21 protein-coding genes are annotated in these 20,571 nt (G+C 59.5%); 5 read left to right on the forward strand and 16 right to left on the reverse strand.

Annotated elements, in window-relative coordinates:
- Positions 1-68: 68 nt before the first annotated feature.
- Complete coding sequence (locus EDC14_RS14120) at positions 69-353, reverse strand: hypothetical protein (protein ID WP_132014949.1); 285 nt, start codon at positions 351-353, stop codon at positions 69-71.
- Positions 354-1,075: 722 nt separating this feature from the next.
- Here EDC14_RS14120 and EDC14_RS14125 point away from each other — a divergent pair.
- Positions 1,076-2,185: a GGDEF domain-containing protein gene (locus EDC14_RS14125; protein ID WP_132014950.1), complete on the forward strand. Its 1,110-nt coding sequence runs from the start codon at positions 1,076-1,078 to the stop codon at positions 2,183-2,185.
- An 86-nt stretch (positions 2,186-2,271) separates the two neighbouring features.
- Here the strand turns inward: EDC14_RS14125 and EDC14_RS14130 are convergent, their stop codons facing one another.
- A complete protein-coding gene (locus tag EDC14_RS14130; RefSeq protein ID WP_132014951.1) occupies positions 2,272-4,464 on the reverse strand; it encodes a hypothetical protein in 2,193 nt (730 codons plus the stop codon).
- Positions 4,461-6,650: a DUF2339 domain-containing protein gene (locus tag EDC14_RS14135; RefSeq protein ID WP_132014952.1), complete on the reverse strand. Its 2,190-nt coding sequence runs from the start codon at positions 6,648-6,650 to the stop codon at positions 4,461-4,463. Before EDC14_RS14135 ends, EDC14_RS14130 begins: the two co-directional genes overlap by 4 nt.
- Positions 6,651-6,912: 262 nt before the next feature.
- Between EDC14_RS14135 and EDC14_RS14140 the strand changes: the two genes are divergently transcribed.
- The 4 genes from EDC14_RS14140 to EDC14_RS14155 are packed head-to-tail and all read left to right on the forward strand — an operon-like array spanning position 6,913 to position 9,943.
- Entirely contained in the window at positions 6,913-7,770 is an 858-nt protein-coding gene (locus EDC14_RS14140; protein WP_132014953.1) for an AraC family transcriptional regulator, read from the forward strand.
- Positions 7,771-7,779: 9 nt separating this feature from the next.
- A complete protein-coding gene (locus tag EDC14_RS14145; RefSeq protein ID WP_132014954.1) occupies positions 7,780-8,235 on the forward strand; it encodes a GyrI-like domain-containing protein in 456 nt (151 codons plus the stop codon).
- A gap of 3 nt (positions 8,236-8,238) precedes the next feature.
- Positions 8,239-9,192 carry an ABC transporter ATP-binding protein gene (locus EDC14_RS14150; protein WP_132014955.1) on the forward strand — a complete coding sequence of 318 codons (954 nt, stop codon included), beginning with the start codon at positions 8,239-8,241 and terminating at the stop codon, positions 9,190-9,192.
- Position 9,193: 1 nt separating this feature from the next.
- Positions 9,194-9,943, forward strand: coding sequence for an ABC transporter permease (locus tag EDC14_RS14155; RefSeq protein WP_132014956.1), 750 nt, complete (start codon positions 9,194-9,196; stop codon positions 9,941-9,943).
- A gap of 96 nt (positions 9,944-10,039) precedes the next feature.
- Here EDC14_RS14155 and EDC14_RS26825 read toward each other — a convergent pair whose 3' ends face one another.
- From EDC14_RS26825 to cdd, 13 genes are all read right to left on the reverse strand, one after another.
- Positions 10,040-10,192: a hypothetical protein gene (locus EDC14_RS26825; protein WP_165908022.1), complete on the reverse strand. Its 153-nt coding sequence runs from the start codon at positions 10,190-10,192 to the stop codon at positions 10,040-10,042.
- 158 nt (positions 10,193-10,350) lie between these two features.
- Complete coding sequence (gene secF / locus EDC14_RS14160) at positions 10,351-11,310, reverse strand: protein translocase subunit SecF (protein WP_132014957.1); 960 nt, start codon at positions 11,308-11,310, stop codon at positions 10,351-10,353.
- Complete coding sequence (gene secD, locus EDC14_RS14165; RefSeq protein ID WP_132014958.1) at positions 11,307-12,836, reverse strand: protein translocase subunit SecD; 1,530 nt, start codon at positions 12,834-12,836, stop codon at positions 11,307-11,309. Before secD ends, secF begins: the two co-directional genes overlap by 4 nt.
- Before the next feature lie 53 nt (positions 12,837-12,889).
- A complete protein-coding gene (locus tag EDC14_RS14170; protein ID WP_132014959.1) occupies positions 12,890-13,294 on the reverse strand; it encodes a hypothetical protein in 405 nt (134 codons plus the stop codon).
- Between the two features lie 13 nt (positions 13,295-13,307).
- Positions 13,308-13,466: a hypothetical protein gene (locus tag EDC14_RS26830; protein ID WP_165908023.1), complete on the reverse strand. Its 159-nt coding sequence runs from the start codon at positions 13,464-13,466 to the stop codon at positions 13,308-13,310.
- A 302-nt stretch (positions 13,467-13,768) separates the two neighbouring features.
- Positions 13,769-14,431, reverse strand: coding sequence for an HD domain-containing protein (locus EDC14_RS14175; protein WP_132014960.1), 663 nt, complete (start codon positions 14,429-14,431; stop codon positions 13,769-13,771).
- 268 nt (positions 14,432-14,699) lie between these two features.
- Positions 14,700-15,005: a preprotein translocase subunit YajC gene (gene yajC / locus EDC14_RS14180; RefSeq protein ID WP_243662935.1), complete on the reverse strand. Its 306-nt coding sequence runs from the start codon at positions 15,003-15,005 to the stop codon at positions 14,700-14,702.
- A 186-nt stretch (positions 15,006-15,191) separates the two neighbouring features.
- Positions 15,192-16,301 (reverse strand): tRNA guanosine(34) transglycosylase Tgt, encoded by a 1,110-nt coding sequence (tgt, locus tag EDC14_RS14185; RefSeq protein ID WP_132014961.1) that lies wholly within the window; start codon positions 16,299-16,301, stop codon positions 15,192-15,194.
- Positions 16,302-16,370: 69 nt separating this feature from the next.
- Positions 16,371-17,393, reverse strand: a complete 1,023-nt coding sequence (gene queA, locus EDC14_RS14190) for a tRNA preQ1(34) S-adenosylmethionine ribosyltransferase-isomerase QueA (protein ID WP_132014962.1) — start codon at positions 17,391-17,393, stop codon at positions 16,371-16,373.
- Between the two features lie 25 nt (positions 17,394-17,418).
- Positions 17,419-18,699 (reverse strand): SpoIID/LytB domain-containing protein, encoded by a 1,281-nt coding sequence (locus tag EDC14_RS14195; protein WP_132014963.1) that lies wholly within the window; start codon positions 18,697-18,699, stop codon positions 17,419-17,421.
- Positions 18,700-18,736: 37 nt separating this feature from the next.
- Positions 18,737-19,627, reverse strand: coding sequence for a GTPase Era (gene era / locus EDC14_RS14200; protein ID WP_132015027.1), 891 nt, complete (start codon positions 19,625-19,627; stop codon positions 18,737-18,739).
- On the reverse strand, positions 19,624-20,100 hold the full coding sequence (locus EDC14_RS14205) for a GNAT family N-acetyltransferase (protein WP_132014964.1): 477 nt from the start codon (positions 20,098-20,100) through the stop codon (positions 19,624-19,626). The genes era and EDC14_RS14205 overlap by 4 nt, the downstream gene beginning before the upstream one ends.
- Positions 20,097-20,516, reverse strand: coding sequence for a cytidine deaminase (gene cdd / locus EDC14_RS14210; RefSeq protein ID WP_132014965.1), 420 nt, complete (start codon positions 20,514-20,516; stop codon positions 20,097-20,099). The genes EDC14_RS14205 and cdd overlap by 4 nt, the downstream gene beginning before the upstream one ends.
- Between the last annotated feature and the right edge of the window lie 55 nt (positions 20,517-20,571).

Raw genomic sequence — 20,571 nt, forward strand, 5'->3', positions numbered from 1 at the left:
TTGGGTGACTGAAAGAGCTCATTCAGTCGCTCAGCAAGCTCATTTTGTGAATAAGAGAGCTTGCTCAGTCATTCAGCGAGCTCTTTTTGTGGATGAGCGAGCTGGTTTTGTGAATAAGAGAGCTCGCTCAGTCGCTCGGCAAGCTCTTTTTGTGGATAAGCAAGCTCGTTTTGTGAATGAGAGAGCTCGCTCAGTCGCTCGGCAAGCTCTTTTTGTGGATAAGCAAGCTTGTTTTGTGAATGGGAGAGCTTGCTCAGTCGTTCAGCAAGCTCTTTTTGTGGATAAGCAAGCTTGTTTTGTGAATGGGAAAGCTTGCTCAGTCGTTCAGCAAGCTCTTTTTGTGGATAAGCCATCTCTTGATTATAAAGTTAAATCCGCAAGAAAGTACGTAAGCATGATAGGGATTCGATCTAGCTTTCCTCCTCTCTCTTGGCTCTCCCCGAATCGGGGAGAGTAACCACCATTCTCCGCAGCCTAAAGGCCTTTGGGCCCCGGAGCCCGATGGTTTCCCTGCCCGATTCGGGCAATGTCGTCAAGCGATGATTACATATCTTGGAATTTGATTTCAACGGTGCCTACGATGTAGACGATATGCGGGCCAACCGGGGCATGAATGCCCCGGCTACAAGATGGAAGCCTTCCGTGGCTAATTTTCAGCAAAATATTTTATCCCGTTTTTTAGGGCCTTTCAAGGTCCTTTCGTCTTGTAGCCGGGTGATTTATCGCCCGGTTGGCGTTCAATTTCGTCAGCTAAATTTTTCCACGATAGCTTGATGACATTGCCCGATTCGGGAAGGGCCGAGGGTTAGGACCATAGACGTCCATGACTTATCCTTCAATCCCTTCCGTGAGTGAGCGGAGCTAACTTGATAATCATTAGCCATCTATTTTTGTGGATAAACGGATCCGTTTAACGTGATTCATGGTTTTGGCTGTGGATAAGTCAGGGAAGCGCGGCTAAAGCCGGGTAAAGTCAGAGGGTGAGCGGAGCTAAGTTGATACTTTAGTAAAATTTATTTATTAAATCCCGGTTAAATCCATTAAAAACCCATGAAGCCCATCCGATGATGAAACCATGAAACAGCAAATTTCGGGTGAAGCCATGGGACCCCTCCAAACGGTCAAAGGGAGCCCGCCCGGCGGGATGATTTCGCGCCCATCCCGGCGGCGGGCGGCAGCGTTGCGAGAAAGCGAAGCCAGCTTCAGAGCGATCTTCGACCATGCCGGGCTCGGCATTGTCCTGGTCGAAACGGAGCAGTGGCGAATCGCCGAAAGCAATCCGGCCTTCTCCGCCCTCAGCGGCTATACCGCTGCGGAGTTGCGGAACCGCTCGCTCTTGGAGCTATTCCCCGAGGCGGACCGGGCTTTTCAAGAAGACCTGTTTCGGAAGCGGCTGGCGGGGGAGTCCGGCGATGGGCAACTGGAACAGAAATATGTGCACCGTAGCGGCAGGATCATCTGGGCCAACGTAGCCTGCTCCATGATTCCCCGTCCCGACGGGAGCCCCCGGTTTTTGCTGATCATGATCAACGATATCACCGCGCGCAAGAAGACGGAGGAAGCCGCCTCCCAAGCGTTGGCCCTCGCGGAAGAGTCGCGCGCCCGGGCCGAGCGGCTGGCCTGCACCGACTGTTTAACCGGCCTCTTGAACCAGCGGGCCTTGATGAGCCGGCTGAACGCCGAACTGAACCGGGCCCGCCGTGAACATTTGCCGCTCAGTATCATTCTGATCGATCTGGATTATTTCAAGCAGATCAATGACACCTACGGCCATCTTGCCGGGGACCTGGCCTTGAAGACCTTCGCGGCCTGCCTGGCCGCGAACTGCCGCCCCGATGATTTTGTGGGCCGGTATGGCGGCGAGGAGTTCATCGTCTGTCTGCCGGAGACCGCTGCAACGGAGGCGGTCGGAGTCGCCGAGCGGTTGCGGTCCGCCATGTCGGGGCTGGCCATTACCCTGCCGGACGCGGCGCTGCCGATCGAGGTCACCGCCAGTTTTGGCGTGGCCACCTTGAGGGCGGGGTCCGGGATCACGCTGGAGCGGTTGTTCCACCGGGCCGATCAGGCCATGTACCAAGCAAAACGGGCGGGCCGTAACCGCGTTCAAGTTTATTCCGGCCCGGAACCGTTCCCGCTGGCGGAAACCTCCCCTCCCGGACCGCGCCGCAAAGGCAACGCTCCCTGAATGTTCTTTCCGGACGAAAAACCGAAAAAACCTTACCCCGAATTGGGATAAGGCTTTTGCTATGCTCCACCGAACGCTGTCCATTCCTACGCTTTCCTCATCCTGGGAAACCGGAAACGCGCCCCCTGGCGGAGGGCCTCCAACCGCCGCAACAGCAGGTAGGTGAATCCAAAGGCCAGGCAGGTGGCAAAGGCCAGCACGCCGGCGTCGTTCATCGCATAGGCCGTCAGGCCGCCCACCAGGATGGCCCGCCAAACGATCCGGTCTTCCTCCCGGAGCAGGCCCTGACGGAGGATCAAGCGGTTGACCACTCCCACGCCCAGGGCCAACAGGATAATCCGCATCCAGGGGCTGAAGAGCGTCAGCTTGATATCCATCTCGATCTTGCGGCCGATGATCATTCCGACCTCCACAAACCGCTTGGAAAAGAACAGCCCGACGAAGCGGCCGATATGGGTCTGCTGGTCGGGATGGCGCCAGAAATCCCACAGGCCTACGGTCAAGAGCACCGCGAACCCTCCCGCCAGCACCAGCCAGAGCCGCTTATCCCGCCAATGCAGCCGGTAGAGCAGGACCAGATAGAATGAGAACGCGACCGTTCCGGCGATGATCCCGCCGAATTTGGCCCCCAGTTGCGGCCAGCTCAATACGAAAAGGGTGATTCCCAAGACCGCCAATACCGGCCAGTTGCGCCGGGTGTAGCGGCGCAGCAGATCCCCCAGCAGCAGCGCGGAGGCGATGAACGGCCCCATGAACTCATTGCCCATGCCGTAGTAGCGGGCTCCGGCCGCGGCGCTATACCCAAGCGCCGAGAAACGGATCAACTGCCAGCCCAGCAACTGATCGACAATCAGAATTCCCCAGGTAAGGAAGGAAAGGACCGTCACCCGCAGCAGCAGCGGCTTGATCTGCAGGGCCAGGACAGTCAGCAGGAGAGTTAAAGTCAAAAACCCGGCCAATCCCCAGAACGCCGGCGGCGCCAACGGCAAAACGATTAATACCAGGGGTATCGCCAGCACCCCGCTGAGCAGCCAGCCGCCGACCCCCTTCCAGCGCTGCCAAAGACAGAGCCAGCCGGCGATCCAGCCGAAGCTGATCAATCCCATATACCAATCGAGTACTGTCCGCCGGGAGCCGTTGACCGCCGCCAGCCGCTCGTTCAGCCGTTCCAGAGCCGGCCGGGGATCGGCCATGGCCTGGACCGTCACCACCCGGCCGGTCAGGCCGGCGGTATCGGTGACGCCGGCCAGCCGCAGGAGGGTCGGGGCCAGGTCCACGTTGGCCACCACGCCGGGCCATTTGGTGGTGCCCGATGTCAACAACCCGGAGGAAAAATCGGGGTCCCGGATCACCAGCGGTTCCAGGAATGATTTCCAGACGCCCTTGCGGGAGACGGACGGTCCCGTCACGATAAGCGCAAATCCCGCTTGCTCCTGCAACTTCAGCAGCTGCCCGATGAAGCGGTCGAAACGCCGCCAGGTCTTCTCTTTCAGCTTCTCGTAGCGCGGCGGCATCATCTCTTCCTGATACAGGTCGAGCCGGTAAAAATCGCCCCATTCGATCAGGATCACCCGGCGCGGCGCGAGGTTGGCCCTGAGCGCGGCCAGGCTCTTGGCGGAGCTGAAGCGCTGCCCGTAGGGAAAGTCGGGGTCCGTTTCATTGATGCCGGAATCCACCATGCCGGCGTCCACCACGCCCCGCTCATTCATGACCAGTAAGCCGCCGGGCCGGTGTTCCGCCTGCGGGGTATCCAGGTTGCCGATGAGGCAGGTCCGCCAGCCATGCCGCGCCAGCAGCGCGCCCAGCCGGCCGGTAGTTTCCGGTTGGGACTCCTGCAGCGCCAGCTGCCGTACCCAGCCGATCTCCGCCAGTCCCAGTTCCGTTCCGGCGATCTTCCCGGCCGCTCCCAGGCTCCAATGGCGCAAATTGACCACCGCTTCGTCCCGGCCCAGCTTGACCTGGGGCAGCGGTTGGCGCCGCGGCGCCGGATAGGTGCTGCGGATCCCGGCACCGATGGTCAGATAACTGCTGGCCGAATCATAAAGGCCGTTGTCGCTGCGGCTGTTCATCAGCCCGCTGGCGCTGCCGGATAGCAATCGATGGATGGCCGGCAAGGAGCTTCCGAAAAGCTCGCCGCTGTCCATTTTATCGGCAGCCACGATCACGATGGGCCGCTCCTCGCCGCCCCCCGCCCGTGCCGCCAGGCATCCTTGATTGCTCCACAACATTCCCGCCGCCAGCAGCAGCCAGCTGGCCAGCCGCACCATTCTGTTCATCAACGTATCGTTAGCTCCTCTGAAAGCGTTTGTCCGGACCGCCGCTCCGCCAGCTCGGCACTGGCTATCACTAGTAGCAGCGCCACTCCGAAGACCATCATGGTGGCGGCGGCGACGATCCCGGAATCGTTGACCACCAGGGCGATGAGTGCGGTCCATGACAGGCCGACCAAACCCCGCAGCGGGCCGGGATATTTTTGAAACTGGGCCGCCACCGCCGGCGGCTGGAATTTATACAACAGCGGGCCGGCGCAAAGCAACGCCAATAGCACCAGCGTCCAGGGGGAAGAACTAATCAGGGCGTAATTCATTTCCAGCTTCCGGCCGGCCATGTCGATCAAGGCCTGCCAGCCATCGGCTTTAATGAACATGATCAACTGCCCGAAATGGGTCATCACCCGCCGGTTCAGGGTCAGATCCCAGAGGCCCACCATCAGCAGTACCACCAGGATTCCTCCCAACAGCATGCCGAGCTCCCGCCAGCGGACCCGCCGCCCCAGCCAAAAGTAGGTGGTGAGCCCCAGGCCCAGCAAGGCGGAGACGCCGCCGCCGATATTCGCGCCGAGGTTGGGATGGACGATGAGTAGCGTGACCAGTCCCAGCAGCACCCAGAGCAGTTTGGCCCGGAATCGCCCCAGCCGCTCCAGATTCAGCGAGACCGCCATGATATAAGCGCCCAGGAAGAAGCCCAGATATTCGTTGCCGATGCCGTAATAACGGGCTCCGGCAATGGCCGAATAACCCAGGAACGACCGCAGCTCCAAAATGCCGTTGGTCAGAGCGTCGGCGACCATCACCGCCAGCGTGAACAGGCTGAGCCCGGAGAGGCTGCGCCAGAGGTCGGCGCGGGCCAGGAACAGGACCCCGCCGAAGACCGCCGCCATCAGCAGCGCCGTCCAGCCGATGATCCCGCTCCAGTCCACCGGATCCCAGATCGCTTCCAGCAGAAAAACCCCGGGGATCGTCAGACAGAAGAGATAAATCCAGCTGACGGCGGGCAGGTGCCTGCCTTGCTGAAAGATGAAGGACATTAGTCCCGCCAGGACGATGCCGATCAAGAAGTAGCCGTACCCGGTCAACAGCGGCCACCGGACGCTGTAATTCAGCACCAGCCGTTCCTGCAGGGCGGCGATACGCCGCCAGTCGCCCGGGACGGCCGCTAGGTTACTGCCGCTATAGCCGGTCCGGCCGCTGATGCCCACGAACCGCAAGACCGTCTTGGGCAGATCCTCCAAGGTCACCAGGCCGGCCCGGCGGGTGCTGCCGGAACTGAGAATCCCCCGGCCGTAACCCGGCCCCCGGATGACTACGGGGGCCAGGCGCTCATTCCCCACCAGCGGCCGGTCCGGCGGGGTCGGACAGAAGAGCATGACCATCTCGCAGCCCGGGTCCAGCTCGTCCAGGACCGCGCCGACCAGCCGGTCGTACTCCCGGAGCACCTGGCCCCGGAAAAACGCGGCCCGTTCTTCGCTCAAGTAGACTGAGAAACGTTGCAGCCGTTCCAGATCGCCCAGAGTCAACAGGGTCACGCCGGCTCCCCTGTGATAGCGTCGCCAGAATGAGAGTACCGCGGCGCCGTCGGTGCGAATGCCATAAGGAAAATCCGGATCCGCCCGCAAGGTGGCGGTCCCCACCGCGCCCCGGTCCACCTTGCCGGTGGCGTCCATCAGCGCCGCCGCCGCGGGGCGGCGCGGCGCGTCGCTATCGATATTGCCGATGACCGCGGTGCGGATCCGCCGCTGATGCAGCAACCGGCCGAAATGCCCCAGGCTGCCCTCGGCGAACTGCTCATTCTGGAGCAGCGCCTGGATGTCCAGGTTTACGGCGTTGGCGCCGGAAACCCGCCAGCCGGTGAAGCTGCGGTACACCGCCCCCGCCGGCCCGCCGGCCACCGTTTCCCCGGCGTCGTGGAAGCGGTAGCTGTCCGCCGGGATCCGCGCCCGGACGCCGGTGTTAAACGCCAGATAGATCTCTTCCGGAGTGAGCGGGTTGGGCAAGGCGTTAGTCATCAGGCCGACCGCGCCGCCGGAAACCAGCCGGTGAAGGTGGGGCAGGCCGGGTCCGATATCGGCCAGACTCAACCGCGGTATCTCCAGGATCAGGACTTTCCGGTCCGCGGCCGCCTGAAGCCGGGATCCCGATACCAGCATCAACAGCGCCATTGCCAACAGCAACTTTTTCATCTTCAACCGCATCGCTCCCATACTTTCAATCGCCACAAGGCCATGCGTCTTTACTATAGCACAAAAATCGGCTCCCTGAAAAGAAAGGATTTCACCCCCGCGGCGGATGGCTCGCCAAATCGTGCACCGATTCAGAGGATATAAAAAATGCGATATGCTACAATATCAGAGAATTCCCCCATTCCCCGCTGCGGCCGGTGGCCCGGATAGATGAAAGCTGATTTTGAAAGTGAAGCAATTCTAGCAAACGGTCAAAGGAGGTGAACCTATGGAATTCCTGCAACGGCTGGACGCCGCCCTGGAATATATCGAAGCGAATCTGGCCGGGGAGATTTCTTTCGGGCAAGCGGCCAAACTCGCCTGCTGTTCAACCTATTATTTCCAGCGGATGTTCTCCTATATGGCGGGCATTCCGGTCTCGGAGTATATCCGCCGCCGGCGGATGAGTGCCGCGGCCTTCGCTCTCCGGGACGAAGCCGCCAAGGTATCGGAGATCGCCGCGAAGTACGGCTATAAATCGCCCACCGCGTTCAACCGCGCCTTTCAGAGCGTTCACGGCGTCGCGCCCTCGGCGGTCTGGGGGAAGGAGGCGTTGCTGACGACCTATCCCCGGCTGCACTTTCACATCGCCGTGACCGGGACCGAGCGGTTGAAATACCGGATCGAAACCCAGGGCCCGCTGCGCGTGGTCGGCGTCCGGATGAGGCTCGCGCCGGATATGGAGCAGAATTTCGGCGCGATCCCGGCGTTCTGGCGGAAGGCCAAAAACGACGACACGCTCGGGGAGATCGCCAAGCTGATGACGGAGGACTCCCGGGCGATGTTGGGAGTGACCCTGTACCACGGCCCGGAGGACATCGGCTACACCATCGGGGCGGCCAGCGCGGCGCCGGTTCCCGCGGGAATGGTCGAATGTGAAATCCCGGCCGCGACCTGGGCGGTTTTTCCCTGCGTCGGCCCGGCGCCCGCCGCCTTTCAGGAGTTATACCGGCGATTTTATACCGAATGGCTTCCGGTGTCCGACTATGCCTATACCAACGGGCCCGACCTGGAAGTCTATACTGATGCGGCTATCACGGCGCCAACCTATCAATGCGAGTTGTGGATGGCGGTAACCAAAAAATGAGGTGATCCCATGAACTTTGAAATGACCGTCCGGGCCGTCGAGCCCGTCACCGTGGCGGCCATGCGCTACCAGGGCCCTATCGCCGGGGCGGCGAAACAATTTCCCATCGTGTTCCGGGCCATTCGTGGCCGGGCGAACGGCGCGCCTTTTTTCCATTATTACCGGATGGACCCCGAATCCCATACGGCGGAGCTGGAATTGTGCGTCCCCACCGCCGCGACCCCCGACCGGCAGGGGGTCTTCATCCAAGATCTGCCCGGCGCGCAGGCTCTCTGCCTGACCCATATCGGACCCTACGCGGAGTTGCCCCTGGCCTACGCCGCGATGCACCGGGCCATCCGGGAGCGGGGCCTGCCGGTCCAGGGGCCCTGGCGGGAGGTCTTCATCAAAGGGCCGGGGCTGTTCCTGAAGGGGGATCCCAAGCAGTACATCACGGAAATCATCTTCCCACTGAAAGAGGCGTGAAACATGCTGGCAATCGAGATCGAGGACCTGGTCAAAGAGTACCGCAACGGCGTCAGGGCCTTGGACCGCCTGAGTCTGCGGGTGAACGCGGGCGAGATCTTCGCCCTGCTGGGGCCGAACGGCGCCGGAAAGTCCTCCCTGATTCACATTCTGACCACTTATTCCAAACCCAGCTCCGGCAAGGTAACGATGCTGGGGAAGGATTTACGACGCGCGCCCGGGGAGATCCGGCGCCAGATCGCTTGCGTCGCGCAGCAGGTCTCCATCGACTCCCATCTGTCGCTGATGGAAAACCTGCTCTTCCAAAGCAGGCTCTACAAGGTGGACGCCAAAACCGCGCACCAGCGCATCCGGACCCTAATCGACAGCTTCGGGCTCTCCCCCTACCTGCGATATCCCACCGCCAGTTATTCGGGCGGGGTGAAGCGCCGGCTGGATTTGGCGATGAATATGGTCTCCCTGCCCCGGATCCTGTTTCTGGACGAACCCACGGTGGGCATGGATGTCGACTCCCGCAAGGCCATGTGGGAAATGCTGCTCCGGATCCGCGACGATTTCGGGACCACCATCTTTCTCACCACCCATTACCTTGAGGAAGCCGACCGGCTCAGCGACACGATCTGCATCATGAAGCGCGGCCGGGAGGTGGCGCGGGGAACTCCGGCCAGCCTGCGCCGTTACACCCGGCAAAACCTGCTCCGCCTGGGCTTCGCAGGGGCCGAGCAGGCCCGCCGTTGCCAGGCGGCCCTGGAGCAAAGCGGTCTGGCCACATCCGCCAGCCTGCGGCATGATTCGGTTTTGGTGGACGTGGCCGACGGCCGGACCGCCATTTCCGCCGTGAACCGGTGGCTTTTGGAGCAGCGGCTGGATTTCACGGCAATCGAGATTGTCGAGCCGAGCCTGGAAGATGTCTTTTTGGCCCTGACCGGGCCGGCGCGGCAAGAAAGCGAGGCATGAGATGTTCAACATCCTATGGCGCAACTTGAAGTGGCGTTTTCAAAACCCCATCTCGATCGGGATGACCATCGTGCAACCCCTGCTCTGGCTGGCCTTGTACGGCGCCGTCGCCGGGCCCGCCCTGGGAAGCATGGCCGGGGGCAACTACACCGCCTTCATCCTGCCCGGGATCATGGTTCTGGTGACTTTCTCCTGTTGCTGCAGCGGCGGCATGATCAATTACATCATGAAAGCCTCGGGCAGCTTTTACCGGATCTTGATCGCGCCGGTGAGCCGGAGCGCCATTCTGCTCGGACAGATGCTGGAGGCCATCCTGCTGTCGCTGCTGGAGAGCGCGGTCCTGTTCGGGGTGGGTCTCCTCTGCTCCGTCCAGGTGGCCTCGGGCCTCCCCGGGATTATCCTGATGATCCTGCTCATCTTCTTGGCCGGCTTTTTCATGGCGGGTCTCGCCTACTCCATCAGCCTGTGCCTGCCCAATGAAGTGATCTATGAAACCGTGATGAATACCATCGTGCTGCCGGTCTTTTTCGTCAGCACCGCGCTTTTCCCGCTGGAGAAAAGCGCCGGGGCCCTGCGGGTGGCGGTGATGCTCAATCCCTTCACTCACATCATTAACGCCCTGCGGAGCCTGATCTACGGCAAGACCATCCTGGCGGCCGAAGTTTTGCCGGTGATCGGCCTCTTTGCGCTGCTGGGCCTCGGCGGCTTTGCCCTGGCCTTCAGGAGGCTGAAGCGGGAAACGGCCTGCTGATGAAAGACGCGCCCGGAACGCCGTTTCCGGGCGCCGCCGTCCTCCCGCCGCGGCTGATGTAACCGCCGCGACCGGTCCGACACTTCCTTTTGCGACTTAAGTACTACCTTTTTTAAATAAAGCAACTGCGGCGCCCGCCGCCGCATCATCTTTTGTGGATAAAGCACTTGCTTTTGTGAACGCAGTTCCATCTTTTCCAAACGAAGCAGTATCTTTTGTGAATAACGCAACTGCGGCGAAGGCCGCCATTGTTGCTTCCGGGGATGGAGCAGTTGCTGGGGCGTCTCAAGCGCTTGGTTGGGCGGCCGGAGGAAATCCGGCCGCCGCTCCGCTCCTCCGCGCGGGAATGATTGATCATAAAGAAAAGGCCGCCTGAGAACAGGCGGCCTTGGGTTGCGAAACATGATTTACCGGGTTGCCGTGGCAACCTTGCGGCTGAGCTTTTTCCGCTCCTGCCAGTCCTTGTAGACGGCCCAGATCGGGCTGGCCACAAAGATCGAGGAGTAGGTCCCGGAGGTGATGCCGACGATCAGCGCGAAGCAGAACTCGCGGATATTCGGCACGACCAGATAAAGCACCAGAATGGCTAGGACCGTCGTAAAGCTGGTATTCAGCGAGCGGCGGAAGGTCTCCAGAATGCTGTCGTTGGCGACCTCCACAAACGGCGTATCCCTCTGCTTGTACTTGACGTTCTCGCGGATCCGGTCGAAGACCACGATGGTGTCGTTGATCGAATAACCGAGGATCGTCAGCAGCGCCGCGATCATCGTGGCGTTGACCTCTTTGCCGAAGAGCGCGAAGACTCCCATCACCAACAGCGCGTCATGCAACAGGGCGAAGATCGCCGCGAAGCCCGAAACCAGCTCGAAGCGGAACCAGATATAGATCAGCATCAGCGCCGCGGCGATCAATACCGCCGTCAGGGCGTTATTCACTAATTCCTTCCCGATGAAGGGATCGACCCGGGTGATGTCCAGGCCTTGTCCCGGACCCGGCTTGCCGTATTTGGCTTCCAGCGCCCCCAGCACGATCTCCTGCTCGGCGTCGTTCAAGAACCGGGTGTAGACCAACACCTGATGCCGCTCAACCCCGGTGGAATCGATATAATGGGTCGGCTGCGGCGCATTGAACTTGAAGTCCGGCAGATCGATCTTCTTGAGGATGGCCGTCACTTCATCCGAGGAAACATCGCGGGGCACCGGGAAATAAATCTTGGTACCGCCGGTAAAGTCGATTCCCAGGTTCAGGGGCGAGCCTTTGGTTCCCCAACCGTTGTTGGGATTGGCGAATAAGAAGAACAGGCTGAGTCCCATCGTCGCCAGGAAGATCCCGACGAACAGCCAACGATATTTCATTAAATCCATCATTGTTCCACTACCTCCTTGACCCCAAAGAATTTCGCGTACCGATCGGGATCATGGTCGATCTTCCACTCCAGGAACATCCGGGTGATATAGATTGCCGTAATCATACTGACCACGATACCGATGGCCAGGGTGACCGCAAAGCCTTGGACCGGGCCGTTGCCGAAGAAGTACAGCACTCCGGCAGCGATCAGCGTCGTGATGTTGGAGTCAAGAATGGTGACCAGCGCCCGGCCGTATCCGGCTTGTACCGCCGGACGGACCCGTTTGCCGTTCCGGATCTCGTCTTTGATCCGCTCAAAGATAATGATGTTGGCGTCGACCGCCATACCGAGGGTCAGGATGAAACCGGCCACGCCCGGCAGGGTCAGCACCTGGCGCAAGCAAGCCATCACGCCCAACAGGAACAGTCCGTATAGAATCAAGGCCGCGTCGGCCAGGATGCCCGGTAAGCTATAGAAGATCGCCATAAAGGTGATGACCAGTGCGATGCCGATAACCCCCGCCAACAAGCTCTGCTTGACGATCTCTCGTCCGAGGGTCGGAGCGACCTGAGTCGAGGAGACCACCCGCAACGAAACCGGCAGAGCGCCCGACTTCATCAGAATGGCGTCCTTCTCCACTTCTTCCTTGGTGGAGTTGCCGAAGGTAATCACGCCGGAGCCATTGGGGATCGGGTCGTTGATCACCGGGTTCATCAGCATGGATTCGTCGAGATAGACCGCCATCTGTTTCCCTACGTTTTCGGTGGTGATCTTCTCCAGTTGCTTGGCGCCTTCGCCTTTGAAGGCAAAGGCGATCACATACCCGCCTTTGCTGGCGTCATACTGAACGCGGATATCCTGCATGTCCGTACCGTCGAGCACGATCTGGTTGTTGATCCGGAAGGTCAGCCGGCCGGTGGCGGTGATCAATTCCTTCGCTTCCTGCAGGGTGCTGACGCCCGGCAGCTGCGCCACGATCCGGCCCTTGCCGTCTTTGCGGATGTCGGTCTCGCCGACGCCGCCGGATTTTTCGTTGATCCGGTTATTGATAATCGCGATCGACCGGGTCAATACCTCGTCGATATCTCCGTAATCCCTGGCGTCCTGATTGACCGCCAGCTCAACTACATTGCCCTGGTAATCCGGGGTCAGATGCAGGTTCTTGGTCTCGCCGAACTGTTCCAGCCGGTAATTGGCGGGGAAAAGTCCCAGATTCTTGACACGTTCCACGTCGCTCGGGCTGGCGAAGGTAAACTTCAAACCGTCGTAACGGTCTCCGTCGAGCACTCCCAACGGATCCACCTTGGGCTCGGTGATGCCCGCTTGTTTCATCTTGAGGACCAGCTCATCGCCGAAACGGAACAAGTTGGTGGAGCCCAACCGGTAGTCCGGAGAGAGCAACAGCTCGATGCCGCCTTTCAAATCCAGTCCCTGACGGATCGGATCGCCTTTAAAGAAGTCTTTTCCGACCGGACTGAGAACGACTGCGAATATAAGCACGACAATGAATAAAATGGCTGATTTCCAACGCAAATCCTGTCGCAATGTTTAGTCTCCTCCTTCAAGTTATTTCTAAAAGCATGTCATCGTAAAAAAAATCAAACCGTCAGCGTTCCGGCGCCATCGGAATCACTCCCGGAAACGGCCCGCGCCCGCTGATAAAAGAGCGAAAAAAACAGCAGCACCAGGATGGAGAGAAAGAAACCCTGCTCCCTCGGGGCCACTTTGGCAATACAAATCCTTCCCCAGCTCGGCAGAACCTGCCATGGGTTGAAGAACTGATAATTGGCCGAAGGAATCAGATTCGCCCGCAGAGCCAATCCGCCCGAGTCGGTGCGGTGCGCATCGGACTGCGCCATCCCGTGCGGCAGAGCGGCGGTTTGCCGGACTTCCCCCTGAGCCTGCCAATCATCGGCCTGTCCCGCGTCATAAGAAGGGACAATACAGAATAAAATGAGTGCTAATACAGAGAAAAGCACCCATTGAACCGCAATTCTACGCAAGCCGGAGTCCTCGCTATCTGGCCCTTTTCGCTGCCTTTTCGGTTAATTTAACATTGGTTGCGACTTGTTTCGCTTTCAGTTTCAACGCGACCGCCTTTTCGGCCTTGCTCGCGGTGTAAGCGAACAGACTGAAGATCCCAAGCACCACAATGACCGTAATAATCTCAAACATGGTTCGTGAACGCCTCCCCTTCGTTAATCGATAGCGCCCCTCTTCCTGTCTGTCATGCAACCTGAAGATGAGGCTCCCAACCATCTCTCAAAAGCTTTCTGCTCGATTCGCAAGTCAACACGAATTTCCATATGAAAAACATAATTAATTATAGCCGTTTCCGTTCCAAATGTCAATGAAACCAGGGGCTTCGGACCTTGTAGTTGTAACCTTAATTAACATAATTCGCCGGGATTGTCAGGAAAAAAGCAACAGCCGGCAAGATGCCGGATCCGCCGCTTCGGGCCCCGGATGGCCGTTCCTTATAAAATGCTGTTGCCGTTGATCTCGATCTTGAATTGGCAGCCCAGGAACGCCGCGGCCCGGCGGCACATCATCATCCGTACCAGGAAGATTTCAAAATACTCCATGACCGGACAGATGTTGTTCTCGATGGTCAGCTCCAGCGTCAGGCTGCGTTTTTCGTCATTGACGTTCAGGAACGAATGAATCGCCGCGTAATTGACCCGGTCATGAATGTCAAAGGTCGCCACGTCCACGTTCCGGACCCGGCTGCGGTGCACATCCGATTTGTCGGCCAGAATCAGGGCAGCGGCCACATTATTGACCGCCTCGCCGCACTCCTCCTCGTGATTGCCGATGGCTCCGGCGATCACCGCCGCCTCGCCGGGGTCAAAACCCTTCTCCATCAGGTAATGGAGGGCCATAATGGCGCCGGATCGCCCGTGATCGTGGCGGTTGATCAGATTGCCGATATCATGGAGGTAACCGGCGATCGCCGCCAGTTCCGCCTGACGCTCCGGAAAACCCAGCCGGAGCAGAATGTTCTGCGAGATAGAGGAGACCAGCCCGGCATGGCGAAAGCCGTGCTCGGTATAGCCGATGGCGCCCAGATGCTCATCGGCCTGCTGGATGTAGGCCGTGATCACCGGGTCTTTTTTGATAGTGCTCAATACGATGCTCATTGCAAATACTCCTTATCTTAATGAATTACGATTCCGCAACATGACACGATGCGTCCGGGTCCGGGAGGTTCCGGACCGCGACTTTTACCAGAAAACTATGGACATCCTCATCATACAACGTCGCCGCGGCACTTCGGGTTCCAAACCCAGGCAAACCTCCCTAACCATCCGCTTTCGCAAACCCCGAATGATAGTGTATGACACTCCGTCCGATTCGGGTCGCATTCCATGTCCCATAACTATAAAAAAAAGAGAGTATAAACTCTCTTTAACTTTTTACCTTCGCCACGGAAGCCCGTGTCACTTTCAATTCCACTTTATCGGTGACCCGGATCCGCAAATCCTCGTCGCCGTCAAAGTCGGTAATCTCGCCGTGAACTCCGCCGACCGTGATCACTTTGTCGCCCTTTTTGAGATTCTTTAACATGGCATCCCGCTGTTTCTGTTGTTTACGTTGCGGCATGATTAAGAACACCCAAAAGATGCCCAAAAAAAGCAACCACATCAATCCCATGCCCCATGGGTTCGCACCCGCATCGACCGGCTGTTTGGCTGCAAGAATCCACCAGTTCATCTATACACCTCCTTTAGTAGCCAGCAATTTCCATGAATAAGTTTATAATTCGACAACCGTGTCCTATTTCCCTTTTCTTTTTCTCCAGAATCGGACGACGGAGGGTCATTTCGTTTCCAACGGTACTTCCCGGCGCGTCAGACTCCAACCAAACCGGAGTCTCCTCCGGCCAAAGGAAGCGCGGCCTCAATTGGCGCAACGGGCGAAGAACTCCGCCTTCCGCTCCTCGAACGTGCCGGTGCGCAGTCCCAGCTTGATCTCTTCCATCACCTGTTTCAGGAAGTATAAATTGTGATAGGTGACCAGGTGGGCGCCGAGAATTTCCCCCGCCTTGAAGAGATGGCGGAGATAAGCCCGGGTATACTCCGTGCAGGTTTTGCATTGGCAATTGGGGTCCAACGGACTGAAATCCCGCGCATACCGGGCATCCCGGACGATCACCCGACCCAGCGAGGTCAAAGCGGTGCCATTCCGGGCGATCCGGGTCGGGAAAACGCAATCGAACATATCGATCCCCCGGGCCACCCCTTCCCACAACGCGTCCGGCGAGCCGACCCCCATCAGGTATCTGGGCTTCTCCTCCGGCAACAGCGGCACAGTATAGTCGAGCATCTCGTACATGAGCGGTTTCGGTTCTCCCACGCTCAATCCCCCGATGCCATATCCCGGAAAACCGAGACTGGCCAAGGTCCGGGCGCTCTCCTCCCGCAATTCGCGGTAGGTCACGCCCTGCACGATTCCGAACACCACCTGGTCAGGCCGGTGATGCGCCTTGAGGCAGCGTTCCGCCCAGCGGTGCGTCCGCTCCATCGCCTCTTTGGCGACCTGAAAATTCGAAGGATACGGCAGGCAGATGTCAAAGGCCATGGCAATGTCGGCGCCCAGCCCCATCTCGATCTCCATCACCCGTTCCGGCGTGAAGAGATGGGAGGAGCCGTCGATATGGGAGCGGAAGTTGACCCCCTGCTCGGTCACTTTATTCAATTTGGCCAGGCTGAAGACCTGAAACCCGCCGCTGTCGGTCAAGAGTGATTCCGGCCAATTGGCGAACCGGCGCAAACCGCCGGCTTCGCTGACAATATCCAGCCCCGGCCGTAAGTAAAGATGGTACGTGTTGCCGAGGATCAATTGGAAGCCGATGGCCCGTAGATCATCGACGGTCATGGCCTTGACCGTTCCTTGCGTGCCGACCGGCATAAAGACCGGCGTCTCGATCCGGCTGTGAAAAGTCTCCAGCAACCCGATGCGGCCCCGGTTCTCCTGCGATGCGTGCTTTACGGTGAAACTGAAACCCATCGTCGAAAATTCTCCTGTTCGCTTCCGAAAATATCAAATTCCTGCAAATATCAAATTCCTGCCGCGCTCTTATAAAATTAGGGTAGCGTCCCCGAAACTAAAAAAGCGGTAACCTTCCGCCACCGCGTGCCGGTAGCTCTCCAAGATCAGCTCCCGGCCGGCCAGGGCCGATACCAGCATCAACAAAGTCGATTTGGGCAGGTGAAAATTGGTGACGAGCCCGTCAATCACCCGGAATTGAAAACCGGGATAGATGAAAATATCGGTATCCCCGGAACCCGCCTGCAACGGTCCGCCGCGCGCCTGGGACTCCAGGACGCGGACCACGGTGGTTCCGACCGCGATTACGCGGCCGCCCGCCTGCTTGGTGGCAGCGATTTGCGCCACCAATTCCTCAGGGAGCGTGAAAATTTCCGAATGCATGTGGTGTTCCTCGATGGTCTCGGCCTGCACCGGCCGGAAGGTCCCCAACCCGACATTCAGAGTGAGATAACCGAAGGCGATTCCGGCCTGGCGCAGCTGGTCCAAGAGCCGGGTCGTAAAGTGCAGCCCCGCCGTGGGAGCGGCCACCGAACCCTCATGGACGCCGTAGACGGTCTGATACCGCTCCGGATCCGCCACCGGCTTGGTAATGTACGGCGGCAAGGGAGTGGTCCCGTTGGCGCGCAGCCATTCCCGGAAATCGGACGGCCCGCTGAAAGCGATGATCCGGGTTCCCTCCGCTCCGGACTCCACCACCCGCCCGGTCATGTCCCCGGGAAAACGGATTACCGCCCCGACCTTCAACCGCTTGCCCGGCCGGACCAGACATTCCCAATGTCCGGCGCGGCATTCTTTGAGCAAAAAAACTTCCACCCTGGCCCCGTCCGGGCCGTCCTTCTGTCCGTGCAACCGGGCGGGAATCACCCGGGTATCATTGAAGACCAACAGATCCCCGGCCCGCAGAAACTCGGGCAGATCGTAGAAATGATGGTCGGTAACGCTCGGACCGGCGCGGCGGATCACCATCAGCCGGGAATGGTCGCGCGGCTCCACTGCCTCCTGGGCAATCAATTCCGGCGGCAGTTCGTAATCAAACTGGCTCACTAGCATGGTTCAGGGATTCCACTCCATTCGGTCATCCGGGATCCGGTAAATCCGTAACTTTCGCTCCCGGATAGAAATATTCCAAAATCTGCCGTTCATTATACCCTCTTTCGGCCATGGTTTTCGCGCCCGCTTGGCTGAGCCCGACGCCGTGACCCCATCCGGCCCCCTTAAACACCACTTGCACAGGCTCTTTATCCCGCAGCCATTCCCAAGGGTCGAACAGATCCCACGGCGGATTGAGCAAATCGCCGACCAGGCCGGGGGTTTCGGTCGTCGCAACGAGCGCTTCCGGATAGAGGGTGCCATGGACCCACCACAAGGTGACACAGGGCTCGGGACCGTAGACGACCGCCATCCGCATGTTCGAACTCCGCAGGCCCGCCAGGTTCCGGAATTGTTCGCCGGTGACGGTCGTCTCTTCCAACGCCCCTTTGAGCAATAGCTTCATGACCCGGCTGTCCCTCCCGAAAGCCACCGGCAAGATCTGTTGCAACGCGCCGATCTTCGGATAGGAGCGGGCGACCAGGGCTTGCAGTTCGGACCATTGAAAACTGCGGGTCCATTGGGCATATGCGGCACTGGAATCCCAATCGGGAACCTCTTTCAAATAAGGAACCGTTCCGCCCCAGATGTCGGCGGAGTCCGACGTATAATTCCCGGAGGAGACGTGAAAAAAGGCGGAGATCGCCTTTCCCCCATAGCTCAGGATGGCGCCGGCGGTCTCCGCCACCGCCCGGTCCGTATTGGGATTTTCATAGGACGCCCCTCCGTACGCCTGGCAATGCGTGGTGTCGCAGAGGTCAAAACCGGCCGCGGCATGCTTGCCCAGGGAAGCGACGGTATAAGTGCGGGCGGCAATGGCCTGAGCCTTCAAAGCCGCCAGGGGCCAGCTCGGTATCACTTCGCGCGGCACGACCCCCCGTAAATAATCTTCCAGCGGCAACTGGTTGACCAAAGTCAACTTCCCGTTGGCAAGCGCGATCGAAAAAACACCCCGGTACAAACGGCGATTCCACGTCAAAAGGCCGGTCCCGGGAGCGATCTCCAGCGGTCCGGCTCCGATCGGGTTGCCGTCGACCAGAATGGCATCCTTGCCGGCAGTGATCAGCGTCTCCTCCCCGAGCTGGGATAGCGGTTGCGGCACTCCGCTGGACAGATCCAGCAGCTGCGCGCCGGCATTCTGAGCCAGCTTGACTTCGGCCAGGTTTTGACCGATGCCGATTCGCACCAGCGTTTCGGCGCTGCAGCGCGCTGGCACCGCCAACAAACCGAGGATGACGATCCAGATTCTCCAATCGATCTTGCGCATCTCTGACTTCACTCCCAAAGGCGGGCGATGGCCGTTCTTAATCCCGGCGCTCCTGTTCCCAATAGCCGAAGTCCCGCAGGGCGGACCGGTTATTCCGCCATTTATCCCGCACTTTGACCCATAAATTGAGGAAGACCTTGGCGTCCAGCAATTCCTGAATATCGGCCCGGGCCGCCTGGCCGATCTGTTTTAAACGCTCGCCCCCGGCTCCGATCAGGATTCCTTTTTGAGAATCCCGTTCCACGTAGATGACGGCGTCGATATAGATCAGGCCGTTGTCCCGCTCCTTGAATTCGTCCACCTGGACCGCAACCGAGTGGGGCACTTCCTCCTGGGTGTGGTTCAAGACTTGTTCGCGGATGAATTCCGCCGCAATAAACCGTTCCGGATGATCGGTCACCATCTCCGGCGGATAAAACGGCGGGCCATCGGGCAACGCCTCCGCTACCGCCGCCAGGAGCTGCGGCAGGCCGCCGCCGTCCCGGGCCGAAACCCGCAACGGAGCGGCGAACCCCGGAAGCTCCGGCAACTGTTCGTCGTGGACCAGGTCCATCTTGTTCCAGACCGGCAGGACCGGCAGATTCGCCGCCCGCAACTCTTCCGCCACCTTCAAGTCGGCCGGGGTCAGTCCCTGCGAGGCATCCAGCACCCACACCGCCAGATCGCCCGAGCGCAAGGCCGCCTGAGCGGTCTTGACCATCTCGGTCCCCAGTTGATGCAGGGGCCGGTGCAACCCCGGCGTGTCGATCCAGACAATCTGGTAACCCGGCTGGGTTAAAATCCCCCGCAGCTGAGTCCGGGTGGTTTGCGGCTTGTCCGAAGTGATCGTGATCTTCTGGCCGATGATCCGGTTGAGCAGGCTGGATTTGCCCACGTTCGGCCGGCCGATGAGCGTGGCGAAACCCGATTTAAACTGTTTCTCCTTCATCCGTCCCAAGTCCATTCAAATAGCCACCGGTCTTCGCCGGGACCGTAATAGTCCTTCATAAAATCGACCTTGCGCATCCGGAATTTATCCTGGTAAATATGGATCGCGATCTGGTTTTCCGGATGGACCGTCAGTTGGAGCCGGCGAAACCCGGAGCGGGGCAAACCCTCCAGGATCGCCCGGAGCATGGCCGTGCCGATCCCGTACCCCTGGTACTCCTTGGCGACGGCAGCGCCGTACAAATAGGCCAGTTCCGGATCGCGCCAGTCCCGCATCAATTCGGCGATTCCCACCGGGGTCCCGTTGTAGCGGGCGACATAGACCCGGCCGTAGTGTAAAAAAGGCGGCAAGGACCATTCATTCAAGCTGCCCGGTCCGAAAGCCTCCTCATCGATGGCCAGCATGGTTTCGCGTAAGTACTCATCAATCTTGGTCGCAATTTCGACCGTAATGGTCTGCTCGGCAGAGTTCATTCATTCCTCCGTGATTTAAGATGAGCGGGTCCAAAAGCCTGGGGCAGATACTCCCGAAGCGTGGTTTCGACCACCGCGCCGCTCAGATTCGCTAGATATAACGGTAAATCCAGGTCGAATTCGGCTAAGAACTGCCGGCATACTCCGCAGGGCGAACCCGGTTCGGCGCCCTCCACCACCACCGCCAGGGCCGCGAAATCCTTTTCGCCTTCGGAAACCGCTTTCGACGCCGCCACTCTTTCCGCGCAGATCCCCGCCGAATAGGCGGCGTTCTCGATATTGCACCCGGTATAGACCGTCCCCGACCGGCCCAGCAAAGCGGCACCGACCTTATAATGAGAGTACGGAGCATAGGCCCGTTCCCGGGCGGCTGTCGCCGCAGCGATTAATTGCTCCCGAATTTTTTGATTCTCCATCCAATCCTCCTGCGGTTCTGCCGCGTTTCCTCAGGGCCGTCCGGAACCGCTCCGC

Origin of the sequence: Hydrogenispora ethanolica (assembly GCF_004340685.1) — a bacterium.
GTDB lineage: Bacteria > Bacillota > UBA4882 > UBA8346 > UBA8346 > Hydrogenispora > Hydrogenispora ethanolica.

Excerpts from the sequence above, each read along its gene's own strand:
- cdd (WP_132014965.1), bottom strand. The coding sequence starts at position 20,516 with ATGGAGAATCAAAAAATTCGGGAGCAATTAATCGCTGCGGCGACAGCC.
- EDC14_RS26825 (WP_165908022.1), bottom strand. The coding sequence starts at position 10,192 with ATGGCGGCCTTCGCCGCAGTTGCGTTATTCACAAAAGATACTGCTTCG.
- EDC14_RS14205 (WP_132014964.1), bottom strand. The coding sequence starts at position 20,100 with ATGAACTCTGCCGAGCAGACCATTACGGTCGAAATTGCGACCAAGATT.
- yajC (WP_243662935.1), bottom strand. The coding sequence starts at position 15,005 with ATGAACTGGTGGATTCTTGCAGCCAAACAGCCGGTCGATGCGGGTGCG.
- tgt (WP_132014961.1), bottom strand. The coding sequence starts at position 16,301 with ATGGGTTTCAGTTTCACCGTAAAGCACGCATCGCAGGAGAACCGGGGC.
- EDC14_RS14125 (WP_132014950.1), top strand. The coding sequence starts at position 1,076 with ATGAAACAGCAAATTTCGGGTGAAGCCATGGGACCCCTCCAAACGGTC.
- EDC14_RS14120 (WP_132014949.1), bottom strand. The coding sequence starts at position 353 with ATGGCTTATCCACAAAAAGAGCTTGCTGAACGACTGAGCAAGCTTTCC.
- era (WP_132015027.1), bottom strand. The coding sequence starts at position 19,627 with ATGAAGGAGAAACAGTTTAAATCGGGTTTCGCCACGCTCATCGGCCGG.
- secF (WP_132014957.1), bottom strand. The coding sequence starts at position 11,310 with ATGATGGATTTAATGAAATATCGTTGGCTGTTCGTCGGGATCTTCCTG.
- EDC14_RS14150 (WP_132014955.1), top strand. The coding sequence starts at position 8,239 with ATGCTGGCAATCGAGATCGAGGACCTGGTCAAAGAGTACCGCAACGGC.
- EDC14_RS14175 (WP_132014960.1), bottom strand. The coding sequence starts at position 14,431 with ATGAGCATCGTATTGAGCACTATCAAAAAAGACCCGGTGATCACGGCC.
- queA (WP_132014962.1), bottom strand. The coding sequence starts at position 17,393 with ATGCTAGTGAGCCAGTTTGATTACGAACTGCCGCCGGAATTGATTGCC.
- EDC14_RS14145 (WP_132014954.1), top strand. The coding sequence starts at position 7,780 with ATGAACTTTGAAATGACCGTCCGGGCCGTCGAGCCCGTCACCGTGGCG.
- EDC14_RS14155 (WP_132014956.1), top strand. The coding sequence starts at position 9,194 with ATGTTCAACATCCTATGGCGCAACTTGAAGTGGCGTTTTCAAAACCCC.
- EDC14_RS14140 (WP_132014953.1), top strand. The coding sequence starts at position 6,913 with ATGGAATTCCTGCAACGGCTGGACGCCGCCCTGGAATATATCGAAGCG.
- EDC14_RS26830 (WP_165908023.1), bottom strand. The coding sequence starts at position 13,466 with ATGTTTGAGATTATTACGGTCATTGTGGTGCTTGGGATCTTCAGTCTG.
- EDC14_RS14195 (WP_132014963.1), bottom strand. The coding sequence starts at position 18,699 with ATGCGCAAGATCGATTGGAGAATCTGGATCGTCATCCTCGGTTTGTTG.